Origin of the sequence: uncultured Roseovarius sp. (genome assembly GCF_913057115.1) — a bacterium.
GTDB lineage: Bacteria > Pseudomonadota > Alphaproteobacteria > Rhodobacterales > Rhodobacteraceae > Roseovarius.
In genome coordinates this window covers 63,478-79,565 of record NZ_CAJXNN010000013.1, presented here as the reverse complement: position 1 = coordinate 79,565, position 16,088 = coordinate 63,478, and the positions used below count along the sequence as shown (strand labels likewise).

At 60.4% G+C, this 16,088-nt stretch carries 17 protein-coding genes; 7 read left to right on the top strand and 10 right to left on the bottom strand.

Going from position 1 to position 16,088, the window contains the following annotated elements; translation table 11 throughout:
- Nucleotides 1-107 precede the first annotated feature (107 nt).
- The 6 genes from QZ498_RS07790 to QZ498_RS07765 all read right to left on the bottom strand — a co-directional run bounded on the left by QZ498_RS07790 (nt 108) and on the right by QZ498_RS07765 (nt 5,509).
- The gene (locus QZ498_RS07790; RefSeq protein WP_294621281.1) at nt 108-461 is read right to left on the bottom strand and encodes an H-type lectin domain-containing protein; all 354 of its coding nucleotides are present in this window, start codon (nt 459-461) and stop codon (nt 108-110) included.
- A gap of 118 nt (nt 462-579) precedes the next feature.
- The gene (locus tag QZ498_RS07785; protein WP_294621277.1) at nt 580-1,005 is read right to left on the bottom strand and encodes a F0F1 ATP synthase subunit epsilon; all 426 of its coding nucleotides are present in this window, start codon (nt 1,003-1,005) and stop codon (nt 580-582) included.
- Between the two features lie 57 nt (nt 1,006-1,062).
- On the bottom strand, nt 1,063-2,487 hold the full coding sequence (atpD, locus tag QZ498_RS07780) for a F0F1 ATP synthase subunit beta (protein ID WP_294621276.1): 1,425 nt from the start codon (nt 2,485-2,487) through the stop codon (nt 1,063-1,065).
- A 22-nt stretch (nt 2,488-2,509) separates the two neighbouring features.
- The gene (locus tag QZ498_RS07775) at nt 2,510-3,394 is read right to left on the bottom strand and encodes a F0F1 ATP synthase subunit gamma (RefSeq protein ID WP_294621275.1); all 885 of its coding nucleotides are present in this window, start codon (nt 3,392-3,394) and stop codon (nt 2,510-2,512) included.
- A 15-nt stretch (nt 3,395-3,409) separates the two neighbouring features.
- Complete coding sequence (atpA, locus tag QZ498_RS07770) at nt 3,410-4,948, bottom strand: F0F1 ATP synthase subunit alpha (protein WP_294621274.1); 1,539 nt, start codon at nt 4,946-4,948, stop codon at nt 3,410-3,412.
- Complete coding sequence (locus tag QZ498_RS07765) at nt 4,949-5,509, bottom strand: F0F1 ATP synthase subunit delta (protein WP_294621273.1); 561 nt, start codon at nt 5,507-5,509, stop codon at nt 4,949-4,951. It abuts the gene before it with no gap.
- Between the two features lie 383 nt (nt 5,510-5,892).
- Here QZ498_RS07765 and QZ498_RS07760 point away from each other — a divergent pair, with 383 nt between their 5' ends.
- Complete coding sequence (locus tag QZ498_RS07760) at nt 5,893-6,240, top strand: VanZ family protein (protein WP_294621272.1); 348 nt, start codon at nt 5,893-5,895, stop codon at nt 6,238-6,240.
- A complete protein-coding gene (locus tag QZ498_RS07755) occupies nt 6,237-7,091 on the top strand; it encodes an MBL fold metallo-hydrolase (RefSeq protein ID WP_294621270.1) in 855 nt (284 codons plus the stop codon). The genes QZ498_RS07760 and QZ498_RS07755 overlap by 4 nt, the downstream gene beginning before the upstream one ends.
- Here QZ498_RS07755 and QZ498_RS07750 read toward each other — a convergent pair.
- A complete protein-coding gene (locus tag QZ498_RS07750) occupies nt 7,088-7,654 on the bottom strand; it encodes a DUF2585 family protein (protein ID WP_294621269.1) in 567 nt (188 codons plus the stop codon). The two genes, QZ498_RS07755 and QZ498_RS07750, sit on opposite strands and share 4 nt — an antisense overlap.
- A gap of 43 nt (nt 7,655-7,697) precedes the next feature.
- On the bottom strand, nt 7,698-8,267 hold the full coding sequence (locus tag QZ498_RS07745; protein ID WP_294621268.1) for an HdeD family acid-resistance protein: 570 nt from the start codon (nt 8,265-8,267) through the stop codon (nt 7,698-7,700).
- Nucleotides 8,268-8,394: 127 nt separating this feature from the next.
- Between QZ498_RS07745 and QZ498_RS07740 the strand changes: the two genes are divergently transcribed.
- The 5 genes from QZ498_RS07740 to QZ498_RS07720 all read left to right on the top strand — a co-directional run bounded on the left by QZ498_RS07740 (nt 8,395) and on the right by QZ498_RS07720 (nt 13,974).
- The gene (locus QZ498_RS07740; RefSeq protein WP_294621267.1) at nt 8,395-9,165 is read left to right on the top strand and encodes an HpcH/HpaI aldolase/citrate lyase family protein; all 771 of its coding nucleotides are present in this window, start codon (nt 8,395-8,397) and stop codon (nt 9,163-9,165) included.
- A complete protein-coding gene (locus QZ498_RS07735) occupies nt 9,158-10,075 on the top strand; it encodes a glucokinase (protein WP_294621266.1) in 918 nt (305 codons plus the stop codon). The genes QZ498_RS07740 and QZ498_RS07735 overlap by 8 nt, the downstream gene beginning before the upstream one ends.
- A 78-nt stretch (nt 10,076-10,153) precedes the next feature.
- Nucleotides 10,154-12,112 carry a DNA topoisomerase IV subunit B gene (gene parE, locus QZ498_RS07730; protein ID WP_294621265.1) on the top strand — a complete coding sequence of 653 codons (1,959 nt, stop codon included), beginning with the start codon at nt 10,154-10,156 and terminating at the stop codon, nt 12,110-12,112.
- Complete coding sequence (locus QZ498_RS07725) at nt 12,113-12,745, top strand: HEPN domain-containing protein (protein WP_294621264.1); 633 nt, start codon at nt 12,113-12,115, stop codon at nt 12,743-12,745. It abuts the gene before it with no gap.
- A 551-nt stretch (nt 12,746-13,296) separates the two neighbouring features.
- Nucleotides 13,297-13,974, top strand: a complete 678-nt coding sequence (locus QZ498_RS07720; RefSeq protein WP_294621262.1) for a hypothetical protein — start codon at nt 13,297-13,299, stop codon at nt 13,972-13,974.
- A 7-nt stretch (nt 13,975-13,981) separates the two neighbouring features.
- Here QZ498_RS07720 and QZ498_RS07715 read toward each other — a convergent pair whose 3' ends face one another.
- Both QZ498_RS07715 and QZ498_RS07710 read right to left on the bottom strand, forming a co-directional pair.
- The gene (locus tag QZ498_RS07715; RefSeq protein WP_294621261.1) at nt 13,982-14,380 is read right to left on the bottom strand and encodes a c-type cytochrome; all 399 of its coding nucleotides are present in this window, start codon (nt 14,378-14,380) and stop codon (nt 13,982-13,984) included.
- A 61-nt stretch (nt 14,381-14,441) separates the two neighbouring features.
- On the bottom strand, nt 14,442-16,085 hold the full coding sequence (locus QZ498_RS07710; protein ID WP_294621260.1) for a lysine--tRNA ligase: 1,644 nt from the start codon (nt 16,083-16,085) through the stop codon (nt 14,442-14,444).
- Nucleotides 16,086-16,088 lie beyond the last annotated feature (3 nt).

The window sequence follows — 16,088 nt, the reverse complement described above, 5'->3', positions numbered from 1 at the left end:
AAACCGCGCCCGCAAGCGCCTTGCAAGGCGCTTGGGCCAAGCCGTTTCGAAACGGCTTGCGCGCGCACTTTTCCAGTGGAGCGCGCGCAACGATTAAGTGAAACGCTTTAGTAAACGTCCTGCCAGTCGTCTTCGTGAAAGACCTCACCGATCGCCATCCAGCGGATGCGCGCCCGGGCAACCCGGGTGTCAGCCCATGTGCGGAAGACAACATCAAAACCTCGCTCGGTCACCTTTTCAGCGGTGACATCGGCCCGCGCGTTCGTTGCGCTGTCCATATCCCACATCGACAGCGAGACATGCACGGCAGGCGGGCTTTTGAAAGTCTCAGGGAATTTAAGGCTATGCCGGCGTTCGCGCGATCCGCTGCCGGTCCACATGTCGCCGCCGTCCTCGTAATCCGAGAACAAGACGTCATCCCCCTGCGCCACACCGATGTATTTGCTATCCAGATGCCGCATCATGTTCCTCATCTTCCCCAAGATGCGAGTATTACGAGTTTTGGGCGAAATTGAGAACCAAAAAAGGAAAAGGGCCCGCTGGGGCCCTTTGATCTCTCATGCCGGTGTCGACTGGGGATCAGTTGACAGAAAGACCGATGTGGTCGCCCATGGCCACCATGTCGGCCAGCAGTTTGGCGGCATCATCCACCGGACCCGGCTCGTTGACATAAACCTCTTGCGCCTTGGCAAGTTTGTCGGTCGCCTCGTCCACCAGCGCCTTGAACTGCTCTTGCGTGATGTCTTCGCGGGCAATCGCCTTTTCGGCCAGAACCGAAATGCCATCGGCATTGATCTCGGCAAAACCGCCGGTGACAACGTAATCCGCCTCGCCCTCGGCGCTGACAACCTTGAGGATGCCGGGCCGCAGGGTGGTGATCAGGGGTGAGTGATCGGGCATTGCCATCATGTCACCCTCGGCACCGGGAATACGCACCTCTTTCGCCGCGACGGATGTCAGCAGGCGCTCGGGGCTTACCAGATCGAATTGGACTGTATCAGCCATTCATTGATCTCCTTCAGGAGTTAACCTCCCGCCCCGAAGGACGGGAGGCGCTAAGGCTTAGGCCGCGTCGGCAGCCATCTTCTCGGCTTTGGCTTTCACCTCGTCGATGCCGCCCACCATGTAGAAGGCACCTTCGGGCAGGTGGTCATATTCACCGGCCACAACCGCCTTGAACGATTTGATGGTGTCTTCCAGCGGAACCTGCACACCGTCCGACCCGGTAAAGACTTTCGCCACGTCGAAGGGCTGCGACAGGAAGCGCTCGATCTTGCGGGCGCGCGCCACGGTCAGCTTGTCGTCTTCGCTCAATTCGTCCATGCCGAGAATGGCGATGATGTCCTGAAGCGCCTTGTAGCGCTGCAAAACACCCTGAACTTCGCGGGCCACCTCGTAGTGCTCTTCGCCCACGATCTGCGGGTCCATCAGGCGCGAGTTACTGTCAAGCGGGTCAACCGCCGGATAGATGCCTTTTTCCGAGATCGCGCGGTTGAGAACCGTGGTCGCGTCCAAGTGGGCAAAGGTGGTCGCCGGCGCCGGGTCGGTCAAGTCGTCCGCAGGCACGTAAACGGCCTGGATCGAGGTGATCGAGCCCTGCTTGGTCGAGGTGATCCGCTCCTGCATCTGGCCCATGTCGGTGGCCAGCGTCGGCTGATAGCCCACCGCCGAAGGAATACGACCGAGCAGAGCCGACACCTCCGAGCCCGCCTGCGTAAAGCGGAAGATGTTATCAACGAAGAACAGAACGTCAGTACCCGACTGGTCACGGAACTGTTCGGCCAGCGTCAGGCCAGTCAGGGCCACACGGGCACGCGCCCCCGGAGGCTCGTTCATCTGGCCGTACACCAGCGCCACTTGGGATTCCTCAAGGTTGTCGGGCTTGATCACGTTGGATTCGATCATCTCGTGATAAAGGTCGTTCCCCTCACGGGTCCGTTCCCCCACACCCGCGAAGACCGAGTAGCCCGAGTGCACCTTGGCGATGTTGTTGATCAGCTCCATGATCAAAACCGTCTTGCCCACACCGGCACCGCCGAAGAGACCGATTTTACCACCCTTGGAATAGGGGGCCAGAAGGTCGATCACCTTGATGCCGGTGACAAGGATCTCCGATTCGGTCGACTGCGCCTGAAACTCGGGGGCTTCGGCGTGGATCGGGCGGGTTTCCTTGGCCTTGATCGGTTCGCCTTCGTCCACCGGCTCACCGATGACGTTCAGGATGCGGCCAAGCGTGGCGTCGCCCACGGGAACACTGATCGGCTCGCCCATGTCCGACACTTCCTGCCCACGGACCAGACCTTCGGTCGCGTCCATGGCGATGCAGCGCACGGTGCTTTCCCCAAGGTGCTGTGCCACCTCGAGAACAAGGCGCTTGCCGTTGTTGTCGGTTTCAAGGGCGTTCAGAATTTCGGGCAGGTGATCGTCGAATTGCACGTCCACCACGGCGCCGATCACCTGAGTGACTTTGCCTTTTGCGTTTGCCATTGTTTCGTTTCTCCGGTTGTCGTCAGAGCGCCTCGGCGCCCGAAATGATTTCGATAAGCTCGTTGGTGATCACGGCCTGACGCGAACGGTTATATTCGATGGTCAGATCGTCGATCATCTCGCCGGCGTTGCGCGTGGCGTTGTCCATGGCGGACATCCGCGCGCCCTGCTCCGAGGCGCCGTTTTCCAGCAATCCACTGAAGATCGCCGTCGCCACGCCACGCGGCAGAAGATCGGCCAGAATGGCCTCTTCGTCCGGCTCGTAGTCGTAAACGACATTGGCTTCGGCCTCGTCCTCGGCGGCGCTTTCGTCCACTTGGAACGGGATCACCTGCTGCATGGTCGGGATCTGGCTCACGACGTTCTCGAACTCCGAATAGAAGATCTTGGCAACGTCGAATTCACCCTTGTCGAAGCGATCCAGCAAGTTCTTGGCCACCGCCTGCGCATCGTCATAGCTGATGTTTTTCACACCGGTCATGTCGACGTGGTCGATGAACAAATCGCCAAAGTCCCGCTTCAGGGCATCACGGCCCTTCTTGCCGACGGTGATAATCTTCACCGTCTTGCCATGCGCCCGCAGGCTTTCGGCCTCGGTGCGCGCCAGCTTGGCGATATTGGCGTTGAAGCCACCGCACAACCCCCGCTCGGCAGTCATCACCACCAGCAGATGGACATTGTCCTCGCCGGTGCCGCGCAACAGGCGGGGCGCGCTGTCACTGTCGCCGACCGATGCGGCCAGCTTGCTCATCACGGCATTGAACCGCTCGGCATAGGGGCGCGCCATCTCGGCGGCCTCCTGCGCGCGGCGAAGTTTCGCCGCGGCAACCATTTGCATGGCCTTGGTGATCTTGCGGGTCGATTTGACCGACTCGATCCTGTTTTTTAGGTCCTTGAGATTCGGCATTGCCTTATCTCCCCCTTACGCGAAGTCGGCGGCGAATTCGTCCAGCGCAGCCTTGAGCTTGTCCTCGGCTTCACCCTTGATCTTCGGATCTTCGTTGGTGATCCAGTCCAGCAGGTCCTGCTTCTTGGACCGCAAGTGGTTCAGAAGACCGTCTTCGAAGCGACCAACCTGGTTCACGTCGATCTTGTCGAGGTAGCCATTGGTGCCCGCATAGATGATGCAGACGATCTCGGCGTTGGTCAGCGGCGAATACTGTGGCTGTTTCATCAGCTCGGTCAGGCGCGCACCACGGTTCAGCAGCTGCTGAGTGGCGGCGTCGAGGTCCGAACCGAACTGGGCAAAGGCCGCCATCTCGCGGTACTGAGCCAGCGACAGTTTCACCGGACCGGCAACCGATTTCATCGCGTTGGTCTGGGCGCTTGAGCCCACACGCGACACCGACAGACCGGTGTTCACAGCAGGACGGATACCTTGGTAGAAGAGTTCCGTTTCAAGGAAGATCTGACCGTCGGTGATCGAGATCACGTTGGTCGGAATAAAGGCCGAAACGTCACCACCTTGGGTTTCAATGATCGGCAGCGCCGTCAGCGAGCCCGAGCCATTGTCCTCGTTCAGCTTGGCCGAACGCTCCAGCAGACGGGAGTGGAGGTAGAAAACGTCACCCGGATAGGCTTCACGCCCCGGCGGACGACGCAGCAGCAGCGACATCTGACGATAGGCCACGGCCTGTTTCGACAGGTCATCGTAGACGATCAGGGCATGGCGGCCGTTGTCGCGGAAATGCTCGGCCATCGCGGTGGCGGAGTAAGGTGCGAGGAACTGCATCGGCGCAGGGTCCGAGGCGGTCGCGGCGACAACGATGGAGTATTCCATCGCCCCGGCTTCTTCCAGCTTCTTCACCAGCTGCGCAACGGTCGACCGCTTCTGACCAACCGCGACGTAAACACAGTAAAGTTTCTTGCTCTCATCGTCGCCGGCGGCGTCGTTGTAGGATTTCTGATTCAGCATGGTGTCCAGAGCAACAGCCGTCTTACCGGTCTGGCGGTCACCAATGATAAGCTCACGCTGGCCACGGCCAATCGGGATCATCGCGTCAACCGATTTCAGGCCGGTCGCCATCGGCTCGTGAACCGATTTACGCGGGATGATGCCCGGCGCTTTGACGTCGGCAACACCGCGGGCCTTGGTCTTGATCGGGCCCTTGCCGTCCAGCGGGTTGCCCAGACCGTCCACAACACGGCCCAGCAGTTCGTCGCCGATGGGCACGTCCACGATCGACTTGGTGCGCTTCACCGTGTCGCCTTCACCGATCTCACGGTCCGAGCCGAAGATCACGACACCCACGTTGTCGGCTTCAAGGTTCAGGGCCATGCCCATGACGCCACCGGGGAACTCGACAAGTTCACCGGCCTGCACGTTGTCCAGACCGTGCACACGCGCGATACCGTCACCGACCGACAGAACCCGGCCAACTTCGGCCACTTCGGCGTCTTTGCCGTAGTTCTTGATCTGGTCCTTCAGGATCGCAGAAATCTCTGCAGCTTGGATACCCATTTATCCGACCTCTTTCATTGCATTCTGTAGGGAATCGAGGCGCGAGCGGATCGAGGTATCGATCATCTTCGAGCCCACCTTGACGACAAGACCGCCGATGAGGCTTTCATCGACGGCCGCATTAATCTTCACGTCCTTGCCAATACGCGCTTTCAGCGTCTTGGCGAGTTTGTCCGACTGCGCCTTGGTCAGCGCCTTGGCGCTGGTCACTTCGGCAGTCACTTCGCCCTTGTCTTCCGCAATCAGCGCACTCAGCTGTTGCAGAAGCTGCGGCAATACGAACAGGCGGCGCTTGTCGGCCATAACAGCAAGGCCGTTTTGCAGCGCCGGCACCAGATTGAGCTTTTTGCCGACAGCGGCGATTGCAGCGCCCTGTTCGGTCCGGCTCAAAACCGGGCTGGCGATCAGGTCGCGCAACTCCTCGCTCACGTCAATCGCGGCGGCAAGGTCGGTGATGTTGGATTCGAGCTTGGCCACGGATTTGCTTTCCTTGGTCAGCTCGAAAATGGCGGTGGCATAGCGCTCGGCAATGCCGGAGGAGATCGAAGCTGGTTCGGACACGTCCACCCTTCCGATGTCTGGCCCCGGTTTTAGAAAAGACGGCGCGGGGGCCGTCTTGCCGGGGGCGTTAGCGAACGATGTGACCCGGATCACATCGAAATTCGGCTGGGGTGTAGCAGAGCCTTGCAGACCGGGCAAGCCGCTTGAAAAAGAATGTATACCGTTGAATACCACATGTTTTCAATTACTTGACTAACCTGCGACGCTTTGCACCTATTTTCGAGGCGTAAAAAGATGACGCCGGGGCGGGTTTTTTGCGATTCCTTGACGAAAAACCCGGCAAATCGTTAACGCTATCAGGGCCGAACCGTCTCCAACCGGGGGTTTTGCACGCCGTACTTGGGGTGTATCCCCGGTGGAGAAAAGATGCTGATCGGATCACCATGCCCCACGCCATTGCCCTTTTCCTGACCCTGCTGATCGGCGCGGCCATCGGCTGGTTCACCCTGACACCCCCCGACCCGCCCGGCAGCCCCCTGCCGCTGACCGACAAGCAATTGCACGCGCTGGCCTTCGGCATCTTGGTCCTGCCCGTGGCCCTCTCCCGCCCCCGTGCGCTTCTTTGGCTTGCCCCCCTCGCCCTGGCCTACGGTGCGGCGATCGAACTGATCCAACCCAGCGTGGGGCGCACCGGCGAATGGGCTGACCTGTGGGCCGATGGGGTTGGTATCGCGTTGACCTGCGGTTTGGGCCTGCTCCGAAGCCGTTTTGGGAAAGGCTCAACCACATGACCGCCGCCATCACCCTGCTTGGCACCAAGGGCGGCCCGGCCATCCGGCCCGGCTCTTCCATGCCCACGGCGATACTCGTTCAGATGGCGGGCCAAACGGTGCTGGTGGATGCGGGCCTCGGCTGTACCTCCGCCCTCACCCGCGCCGGGGTCACGCTCACCGATCTCGATGCCGTGCTGATCACCCACCTGCATTCCGATCACTACCTCGAACTCGGCCCGCTTTTGCACACCGCCTGGACGGCAGGCCTCAAAACTCCGCTGCCCATCCACGCGCCCGATGGGCTGAGCACCTACTGGCAAGGCTTTCTGGCCTCCATGGCGTTCGACATCGAAACCCGCATTTCGGACGAGGGCCGCCCCGATCTGGCCAACCTCGCGCCGATTCATGTGCTTGACGATACCACGACCCTTCACATGGGCGACCTCACCATAACCACCCTGCGCAACCACCACCCGCCGATCCGCGACAGCTTCGCCCTCAAACTCACCGGCGCGGGCAAAACCGTGGTCCTCTCAGGCGATACCGCCCCGATCCCCGAAATGGTGGATTTCGCCCGCGATGCCGACCTTCTGGTGCATGAGGCGATGCTCATCCCCGGCGTGCAGAAAATCGTCGACCGGATGGGGTACAAAGACGACCGCCTGCTCAAACACATCCTGCGAAGCCACACCCCGGCAGAAGAGGCCGCCAAAATCGCGCAGCAGGCCGGGGTCAAGGCGCTCGCGCTCAATCACCTGATCCCCGCCGACGACCCCGAGGTGACGGCAAAGGATTGGCTGCAAGCCACGCAACCGCATTATTCAGGGGACATTCATATCGGCCAAGATGGCCTGCGCATCACGCTCTAACCCGCCTGCCACTCGGCGATCGCCTCAATGGGGTACAAAAGCATGATGATATTGAGCGCCAGACCATCGCGGATAATCCACATGGTCAGCACCTCGAACCCGATGACCACCGCCACACTGGCCCACACCGGCAATACCCGCGACAGCCAGAAGCCCACGAACATCGCCGCGATATCCGAGGCCGAGTTCAAAACGCTATCCCCATAATAATCCAGCGAGATCGTCACCTCGCGATACCGCTGGATCACCGCATCGGTGTTCTCGACAATCTCCCACGCACATTCGACCAGCGTGGCAATCACCAAACGCCCGCCAAGCGATACCCGCCGCGCCACCAGCCACAGGATGGCGTAAAACAAGACCCCATGCAGCAGATGACTGGGCGTGTACCAATCGAAAACTTGCTGGCTGGCCTCGCTGGTCCCCAACTCGCCCCACAGGTCGATATAGCCACAGTCGCAATACGGCACCCGGCCCATGGCCAGCAGGGTGACCATTGTGCCCAAGGTTATCAGGGCCGTCAGGATAAGGGCGGGGCGACCGATGCGCGTGCTACTCGTCATGCGCAGGACTTGAGCACAAGCCCAAGGCACTGTCCATGGCGCGCTAGACCTCGCCGGATCTCCGCGCCCATGCCAACGCCAGAGTCACGGTCCCGGCCATCACCAGATCAACACCAAGGAAAATCCCCAACAGACCCAAGGCCGCTTCAGGCAAAGCCATCAGGATCAGGCCCGCCAAGGTGATTGAAATCACGCCCGACGCCATGATCCAGCCCCAACCGGTGGCCGGACGCATCCGCCAAGCCATCGCCATGCGCAGGGCCCCCATGACGACAAACATCAGCGCCACCGCGAAGGTCAGCGTGACGAGACCCGCCAGCGGGTTCAGCAACAACACGACCGCCAATAACGCCAACATCGCACCAAGCCCGCCCATCAACAGGCGGTCGCTCATCTCCAGCTCACGTTCACGCACAGCCCTCCAAAGCTCCATCAGACCGGCGGCCAGAAACACTGCCCCCGCCAGCGCCTCAACCGTCAGCGACGCGGCAAAGGGGTTCAGGAAAGCCAAAATACCCCCGGAAAACATCACGAGACCCAAGGCCAACAAGCCCTTCCACCCCCAATCGGGATAAACCTGTGTCATTTCCATATCTGTCTGCGGGGATGCCATAAGTCAGCCTCCTTCAAATTGCTTGAAAAAACTTGGGAACCGCCCCCCTTGCCTGTCAACCAACCCCCTATTTAACCTCAGGCGCAAAAAGGATTATCCTTTCTGTAACACACCGAAAGGATCACCCATGCCCGCCCCCGAAAACCGCTTCAAAACCCGCCTTGCCAAAGGCGAAATGCTTTACGGCTGTTGGGCGGGCTTCGCCGACGCTTACGCAACCGAGGTGCTGGCCACCGCCAATTTCGACTGGCTGGTGATCGACGGCGAACATGCCCCCAACGATCTGCGCTCCATCATGGCACAGCTTCAGGTCTTGGAAGGGCGGCACAGCGTGCCCGTCGTCCGCCTGCCTATGGGCGAGGTCTGGGCGATCAAACAAGTGCTCGACACCGGCGCGCAAACCCTGCTGATCCCCATGGTCGAAAGCGCCGATGAGGCCCACGATCTGGTCCGCGCCACCCGCTACCCGCCGCAGGGCATCCGTGGCTCTGGCGCGGCCCTCGCCCGCGCCTCGCATTTCTCGGCGATCCCTGACTATATCGGCACCGCCAACGCGCAAATCTGCCTGCTGGTGCAGGTCGAAACCCGTGCCGGTATCGCCGCGCTGGATGACATCCTCGCCGTGGATGGCGTCGATGGCGTCTTTATCGGCCCCTCGGACCTTGCCGCCGATATGGGCCACGCGGGCGACAGCTCCGCGCCCGAGGTGCAAGAGGCCATCCAAGACGCCCTCGCCCGGATCAAAGCCGCAGGCAAAGCCCCCGGCATCCTCGCGCTTGATCACGCCACAGCACTTACCTACCGCGACTGGGGTGCGCAATTCTTGGCCGTGGGCATCGACGTGGTGATGCTCGCCAAATGCGCACGCGAGACTATGGCCCGCTGGCGCGATGACTGACCTTCTGGTGGATCTCGGCGGCACCCATTGCCGCGTCGGGCTGGGCGATGAAACCGGGCTGCTCCCCGAAACCGTCGCCAGCCTGCGCAACGCCGATTTCCCCGATCTGTCCAGCCTCCTGCAAAGCTACCTCACCGCCCAGCGCCCCGCCCCCCTGCACGCGCTTTGCGCGGGCGTCGCCGGGCCGGTGCGCGGCGATGCGGCACAACTCACCAACCACGCTTGGCATATCGAGGCCAAGGCCCTCGCCCAAGCCACCGGCGCGGACACCGTGCATCTTCTGAACGACCTACAGGCCCAAGGATACGCGCTCGACACGCTGGCCCCCGGCACGCTGACGCCGCTGCGCCCCGGCACGCCCGACCCAAAGGGCGCAAGGCTGGTCCTCGGCCTTGGCACCGGCTGCAACGTCGCCGTGGCGCATCGGTTGGGCAAAAGCCTTTTCGTGCCCCCCGCCGAATCCGGCCACACGCCCCTGCCCGATTGCCCCGACCTGCGCCCGCTCTACGACGCCTTGCGCGGCGACCACCCGCACTTGCCCGTTGAGGCCGCCCTTTCCGGCCCCGGCCTCACCCGGTTGCACCATTGGCTAACGGGCGAAACGCTCACCCCTCAACAGATCATCGCGGCCAATCCGCCCGACACCTTCGCGCTCTTCTCGCGCCTCTTGGGCGAAGCCGCAGCCCCCCTCTGCCTGCACCACATGGCCACCGACGGCCTCTTCCTCATCGGCGGAATGGCCCGCGCCATTTCCCCGCATATCATCTGGGAGGTCTTCACCCCCGCCTTCACCGCCCGCGGGCCTTACACCGGGATCGTGGCAAACATCCCCATCACCCTCATCACCGACGACACCGCGGCCCTCAGGGGCTGCGCGCAGTACCTAAGCCAAACAATACACTATCCTTAGCCCCACACACCCACTTCCACCCCGCCCATCCCTCTGCCATAATGCGCCCCAACCCATAAAACAAAGAGCAGCGCAGACATGGCCGACGATCTTCTTTCCCCAGCGGAGCCCTCCGATTACGACGCCTCCTCCATCGAGGTGCTCGAAGGGCTGGAACCCGTCCGCAAACGCCCCGGCATGTATATCGGCGGCACCGACGAACGCGCGCTGCACCACCTCGTGGCCGAGGTGCTCGACAACTCCATGGACGAGGCCGTCGCCGGCCACGCCAACCGGATCGAAGTCGAACTGCACGAGGATTACTCGATCACCATCCGCGACAACGGCCGCGGCATCCCGATCGACCCGCACCCCAAGTTCCCCGACAAATCGGCCTTGGAGGTGATCCTCTGCACCCTCCACGCAGGCGGCAAATTCTCCGGTAAAGCCTATCAAACCTCGGGCGGGTTGCACGGCGTCGGCGCCTCGGTGGTCAATGCCCTGTCGGACTCCATGGTCGTCCAAGTCGCCCGCAACAAGGAGCTTTTTGAGCAACGCTTCTCGCGCGGCCTTCCCCTCGGGCCCATCGAAAAGGTCGGCCAAGCCCCCAACCGGCGCGGCACCACCATCACCTTCCACGCCGACGCCGATATCTTCGGCTCCCACCGGTTCAAACCCGCCCGCCTCTTCGCCTCCATCCGCTCCAAGGCCTACCTCTTCTCCGGCGTCGAAATCCGCTGGAAATCCGCGATTGAGGACGGCGACACCCCGCAAGAGGCCACGTTCCACTTCCCCGGCGGCCTGTCGGACTACCTCAAGGAAACACTGGGTCAAGCGGCCACCTATGCCGAACACCCCTTCGCCGGCACCGTCGACTTCCAGGAACGCTTCGGCACCCCCGGCAAGGTCGAATGGGCCATCAACTGGACCCCCTCGCGCGACGGTTTCCTGCAATCCTACTGTAACACCGTCCCCACACCCGAAGGCGGCACCCATGTCGCCGGCTTCTGGGCCGCGATCCTCAAGGGCATCAAGGCCTACGGCGAACTGGTGAACAACAAAAAGGCCGCACAGATCACCCGCGATGACCTGATCACCGGCGGCTGCGCCCTTGTCTCCTGCTTCATCCGCGAGCCTGAATTCGTCGGCCAGACCAAGGACCGCCTCGCCACAACCGAGGCGCAGAAACTCGTCGAAAACGCCGTCCGCGACCATTTCGACAACTGGCTGGCGTCCGACACCAAATCCGCCGGCGCAATCCTCGATTTCCTTGTGCTCCGGGCCGAGGAACGCCTCCGCCGCCGCCAGGAAAAAGAAACCCAACGCAAGACCGCCACGAAAAAACTCCGCCTGCCCGGCAAACTGGTGGATTGCACCGCCACCAACCGCGAAGGCACCGAGCTTTTCATCGTCGAGGGCGACAGCGCGGGCGGCTCCGCCAAAATGGGGCGCGACCGTAAAACCCAAGCCCTCCTGCCCCTGCGCGGCAAAATCCTCAACGTCCTTGGGGCTGCCTCCTCAAAACTGGGCAGCAACCAAGAGATCAACGACCTCACCCAAGCCCTTGGCGTGGGGCTGGGCACCAAGTTCAACATCGACGACCTGCGCTATGACAAGATCATCATCATGACCGACGCGGATGTCGACGGCGCCCATATCGCCTCGCTTCTGATGACCTTCTTCTTCACCCAAATGCGCCCGATGATCGACGCAGGGCATCTCTACCTCGCCTGCCCGCCTTTGTATCGCCTCACCCAAGGCGCCAAACGCGTCTATTGCCTGGATGAGGCCGAACGCGACGAATGGCTGGAAAAGGGCCTTGGCGGCAAAGGCAAGATCGACGTCAGTCGGTTTAAGGGTCTGGGCGAGATGGACGCGAAGGATTTGAAAGAAACCACCATGGACCCGAAAACCCGGAAATTGATCCGCGTCACCATCGACGAGGACGAACCCGGAGAAACCGGCGATCTGGTCGAGCGCCTGATGGGCAAGAAGCCTGAGTTGCGGTTCCAGTATATTTCCGAGAATGCGCGGTTTGTGGAGGAGTTGGATGTTTAAATGCCCGCAATAGTAAGTCCTTTAACAACTTTTGAAAAAACAATCAGTCGGTCAATCTCACTTCTAGACTTGCAGGACGCTGGAACTGAACTTGACGAAGAAAATGACTTAACGCGCTCCGCGGTTATCTTAGCAGTCGCCGCTTTCGACAGATATTTCACGGCCAAATACTGCGATGTTCTTATCCCGCATTTGAAGGATGATAAGAAGATATCCGATGAGGTACTCAAGAGACTGGAAGACGCGGGTCTTAACGCTCGTTTTTCCCTAGAGCTTTTGGCTTCTGATAGACCTTTTAGGAAGATACGGACGATCGTGCAAAACTCTCTCTCCAAATATACAACGCAAAGGTTTGAAGTAATCGACGATCTATTTTTAGCATTCGGCCTAAATGATTTGTGCGAATGTTCTCAAAAAAAGGCAAAGCGGAAAAATTTGCTTACTCGAATAAACAAGCTCGTAGAATTACGAAACGACATTGCACATGATGGCCATACAAATGTTCGCGGTGATCCAAAGGCGATTTCATCCGCGGACGTACGAGCGCGTGTAAATGACTTAAAGCTATTTGTAGAAAATTGTGATCACATTGTTAACAAGCGCTTCGGACTCGTTAAGCCTGTTTCAGCTTAGTTCTCGGAGACTATAGGCAGTCATCGCAGAATGCCTCGCGCGGAATCAAGGGCCGCAGGCCCGCCGCGCGATCGCCAGACCGCCCCCCCGGGCTGGCGATTGATAAACGTCAGCGCGCCCGTCAAAGTTTTCCGGACACCGCCACCATAAAGCACGACGAAATCACCCCGGTCGCCACCCCGCGGTCTGGCAATCCCGCGGCTTTCTCACCTACCCCGTAGGGTGCGCATTCATGCGCACCGCACCCGATTTCTTCAAAAGAAATCGGACCGAAGTCTTTTAAAGACTTCGGCACCCTCAATCACCCGCTCCGGGCTGGACCGGGGCCGCTCCCCGGTTTCGTACAAAACGCCCGTACAAAACGTACGAACTCCACCGCACGCCCTGTTAACCCGCCGGGCTGCGGGAAAAAATACCGACGCGATACCGACGTGATACCGACGCGATGCAGACAGGGGTTTTTGCCGTTAACCCAAGCACTTAGCCCCGATTCGCACCCCTCCCGCGCTTTCCCACTGTGCGCCCCGCTCATCCCTTGCTAAGTTTTGCCCATGCGCTGGCTCTGGCTCTTTCTTCCCCTGATCCTCATCTCCTGTGGCCGCCCCCTGACGGACACGGAAAAAACCTTTGCAAACCAGATGTTTGGCGACAGTTTCGATCCCCAAAGGGTGCGCGTGGTCGATGGCGCGCTGATCGGCAAGGCCACCTATCCGCGCCGCAAACGCCCCCGCCTTGCCTGCCGCGAGCGTATCTTCCCCGAGCCGACGACCCCCACCGTCACCGTCAGCCCCGCCGCCCTCGTGGTGCATAACAAGGTTTTCTACTCAAAGGATTGGTATCAAAGGAATTTTTTGCCCCGCTACCCGCAGGTGATGAGCCTCGTGCACGCCATGGTTTTCGCCCATGAACTCACCCACGTCTGGCAATGGCAAAACCGTCAGGTCACCGGCTACACCCCCCTGCGCGCCGCCCGTGAACATGGCGTGACCGATGACCCGTATCTCTTTGATTTATCAACGAAAAAAACCTTCCTCGACTACGCCTACGAACAACAGGCCAGCATCGTCGAGGAATACGTCTGTTGCGCCACGCTCGACCCCGAGGCCCCCCGCACCAAGCGCATGGAACAGATGCTCTCCAGCACCTTCCCCTTGGGCGAACTGCCCATCCCCGAAGCCACGATCCTGCCGTGGAAAGGCGCCGAGGTGAAGGGGATTTGCCGTATCTAAGCGTTTGTTATTGCTGGATACTTTCGAGGTACACCAAAAGCGCTGCCAAGGGCCGCGGCGTCGGCGTGAACACACCGTCCCCCACATCCAAAGGCACGGTATCGCCCTCCAACAGCAACCCGAACTCCGGCATTTCCTGCCCCGGAAGGCCGGTGCGGTCATAGCCATCGATCACGCTCAGGACCCTGGACCGCGGGAACCCCTCCGCGGTGCTCAACTGTGTCAGATCCGAAGGCTTGGGGCTCAGGCTATCGGCCCAAGGTCCGTCACCCATGCCGCTCACCCCGTGGCACTGCGAACAGTTTTCCATGTAAAGCTCCCGGCCCTCGTAAGGCTCTGGCATGGAAACCTCGGTACAGGCCACGATCAGCCCCAGAACACCCAGTGAAATCAACGTGTTGCGCATCTTGCCCCTGCCTTTGCTGTTTTGACCATCATGCCAAAGGCGCAGGGCTGGCGCAACCGGCTCAGGTGAACTTGCCTGCCAAAGCCTCGTTGATCAGCGCAATGGTCTCATCCACACCATATAGCGCGATGAACCCACCAAACCGCGGCCCTTGGCTGGCGCCCAAGAGCACCTCGTAAATCGCGGTAAACCAATCGCGCAGCGGCTCGAACCCGTGCAATTTGCCGATCGCAAAGACCACCGATTGCAGGAACTCCTCATCCGTAAAATCCGGCTCGGGCAGCGGGTCATCACGGCCCATGGCCTTGTTTTTATTGGCTATTGCCTCCAAGGCTGCCTCGGGACTGCTAAGCGCCTTGGCCAGATCCTGCAAGGCCGCCCGCTCCACATCCGTGGGCGCACGATACACCTTCGCAGGCTTTACGAAGTCATTGAAATAGCGCACGGCAAAGCCCGCTGCCGCATCCATACCAGGGTGCGTCTCGGGCGTGGCACCGGGGGCGTATTTCTTGATGAAACCCCACATGGTGTGTTTGTCCTCGGCACTCGACGCACTGGCAAGGTTCAGCAACATAGAGAACGGCACCACCATATCCGAGGCCGGCACATCCCCGCCATGAATATGGAACACCGGGTTATTGAGCTGCTGCGTCTGATCCTGCCCCGGATAGGCGCGCAACTGCTGATGATACTCATCCACCGCCTTTGGAATCACATCAAAATAAAGCCGCTTGGCGGTCTTGGGCTTTGGATACATGAAATACGAAAGGCTTTCGGGTGCCGCATAGGTCAGCCACTCTTCCATGCTCAGCCCGTTGCCCTTCGACTTGGAAATCTTCTGGCCTTCCTCGTCGTTGAACAACTCATAGGACAGCGATTCAGGCGGGCGCTTGCCAAGCGCGCCACAGATGCGTGAGCTTTGCTTCACACTGTCGATCAAATCCTTGCCCGACATCTCGTAATCTACACCCAAAGCGGCCCAGCGTAGCGCCCAATCGGGCTTCCACTGCATTTTCACATTGCCCCCGGTGACAGGCACCTCGACCCGCTCGCCATCGGGCTCTTCATAGACAATCGTGCCCTTTTCCACGTTGCGTTCCAACGTCGGCACCTGCAAGACATGGCCGGTTTTCGGGCTGATGGGCAGGAAAGGCGAATAGGTTTTCTGCCGTTCCTCGCCCAGCGTCGGCAGCATGATCTCCATGATCTTGTCGAACCGCTCCAAGGCCACCAGAAGCATCTCGTCAAAGCGACCAGAGGTATAATACTCGGTGGCCGAGGCGAACTCGTATTCAAACCCGAAACTATCCAAGAACGCCCGCAGACGCGCGTTGTTATGCTGGGCAAACCCTTCATGGGTGCCGAAAGGATCGCGCACCTTGGTCAGCGGCAGGTTCAGATCTTCGGCCATCTGCTCCTGGTTGGGCACGTTGCCCGGCACCTTGCGCAAGCCATCCATATCGTCGGAAAAGCAAATCAGCTTGGTGGGAATGTCACTCAGCACCTCGAAGGCGCGGCGCACCATGGTGGTGCGGGCCACCTCGCCGAAGGTGCCGATATGCGGCAGGCCCGAGGGGCCATAACCCGTCTGGAACAGCACATAGCCCTTCTCGGGCGGGGCCTTTTGATAACGTTTGAGCACACGGCGCGCTTCTTCAAAAGGCCAGGCTTTCGAATTCATCGCGGCATCGCGGATATCTGACATGTG

Coding starts and splice junctions, on each gene's coding strand:
- QZ498_RS07790 (WP_294621281.1), bottom strand. CDS start 461: ATGCGGCATCTGGATAGCAAATACATCGGTGTGGCGCAGGGGGATGAC.
- QZ498_RS07785 (WP_294621277.1), bottom strand. CDS start 1,005: ATGGCTGATACAGTCCAATTCGATCTGGTAAGCCCCGAGCGCCTGCTG.
- atpD (WP_294621276.1), bottom strand. CDS start 2,487: ATGGCAAACGCAAAAGGCAAAGTCACTCAGGTGATCGGCGCCGTGGTG.
- QZ498_RS07775 (WP_294621275.1), bottom strand. CDS start 3,394: ATGCCGAATCTCAAGGACCTAAAAAACAGGATCGAGTCGGTCAAATCG.
- atpA (WP_294621274.1), bottom strand. CDS start 4,948: ATGGGTATCCAAGCTGCAGAGATTTCTGCGATCCTGAAGGACCAGATC.
- QZ498_RS07760 (WP_294621272.1), top strand. CDS start 5,893: ATGCCCCACGCCATTGCCCTTTTCCTGACCCTGCTGATCGGCGCGGCC.
- QZ498_RS07755 (WP_294621270.1), top strand. CDS start 6,237: ATGACCGCCGCCATCACCCTGCTTGGCACCAAGGGCGGCCCGGCCATC.
- QZ498_RS07750 (WP_294621269.1), bottom strand. CDS start 7,654: ATGACGAGTAGCACGCGCATCGGTCGCCCCGCCCTTATCCTGACGGCC.
- QZ498_RS07745 (WP_294621268.1), bottom strand. CDS start 8,267: ATGGCATCCCCGCAGACAGATATGGAAATGACACAGGTTTATCCCGAT.
- QZ498_RS07740 (WP_294621267.1), top strand. CDS start 8,395: ATGCCCGCCCCCGAAAACCGCTTCAAAACCCGCCTTGCCAAAGGCGAA.
- QZ498_RS07735 (WP_294621266.1), top strand. CDS start 9,158: ATGACTGACCTTCTGGTGGATCTCGGCGGCACCCATTGCCGCGTCGGG.
- parE (WP_294621265.1), top strand. CDS start 10,154: ATGGCCGACGATCTTCTTTCCCCAGCGGAGCCCTCCGATTACGACGCC.
- QZ498_RS07725 (WP_294621264.1), top strand. CDS start 12,113: ATGCCCGCAATAGTAAGTCCTTTAACAACTTTTGAAAAAACAATCAGT.
- QZ498_RS07720 (WP_294621262.1), top strand. CDS start 13,297: ATGCGCTGGCTCTGGCTCTTTCTTCCCCTGATCCTCATCTCCTGTGGC.
- QZ498_RS07715 (WP_294621261.1), bottom strand. CDS start 14,380: ATGCGCAACACGTTGATTTCACTGGGTGTTCTGGGGCTGATCGTGGCC.
- QZ498_RS07710 (WP_294621260.1), bottom strand. CDS start 16,085: ATGTCAGATATCCGCGATGCCGCGATGAATTCGAAAGCCTGGCCTTTT.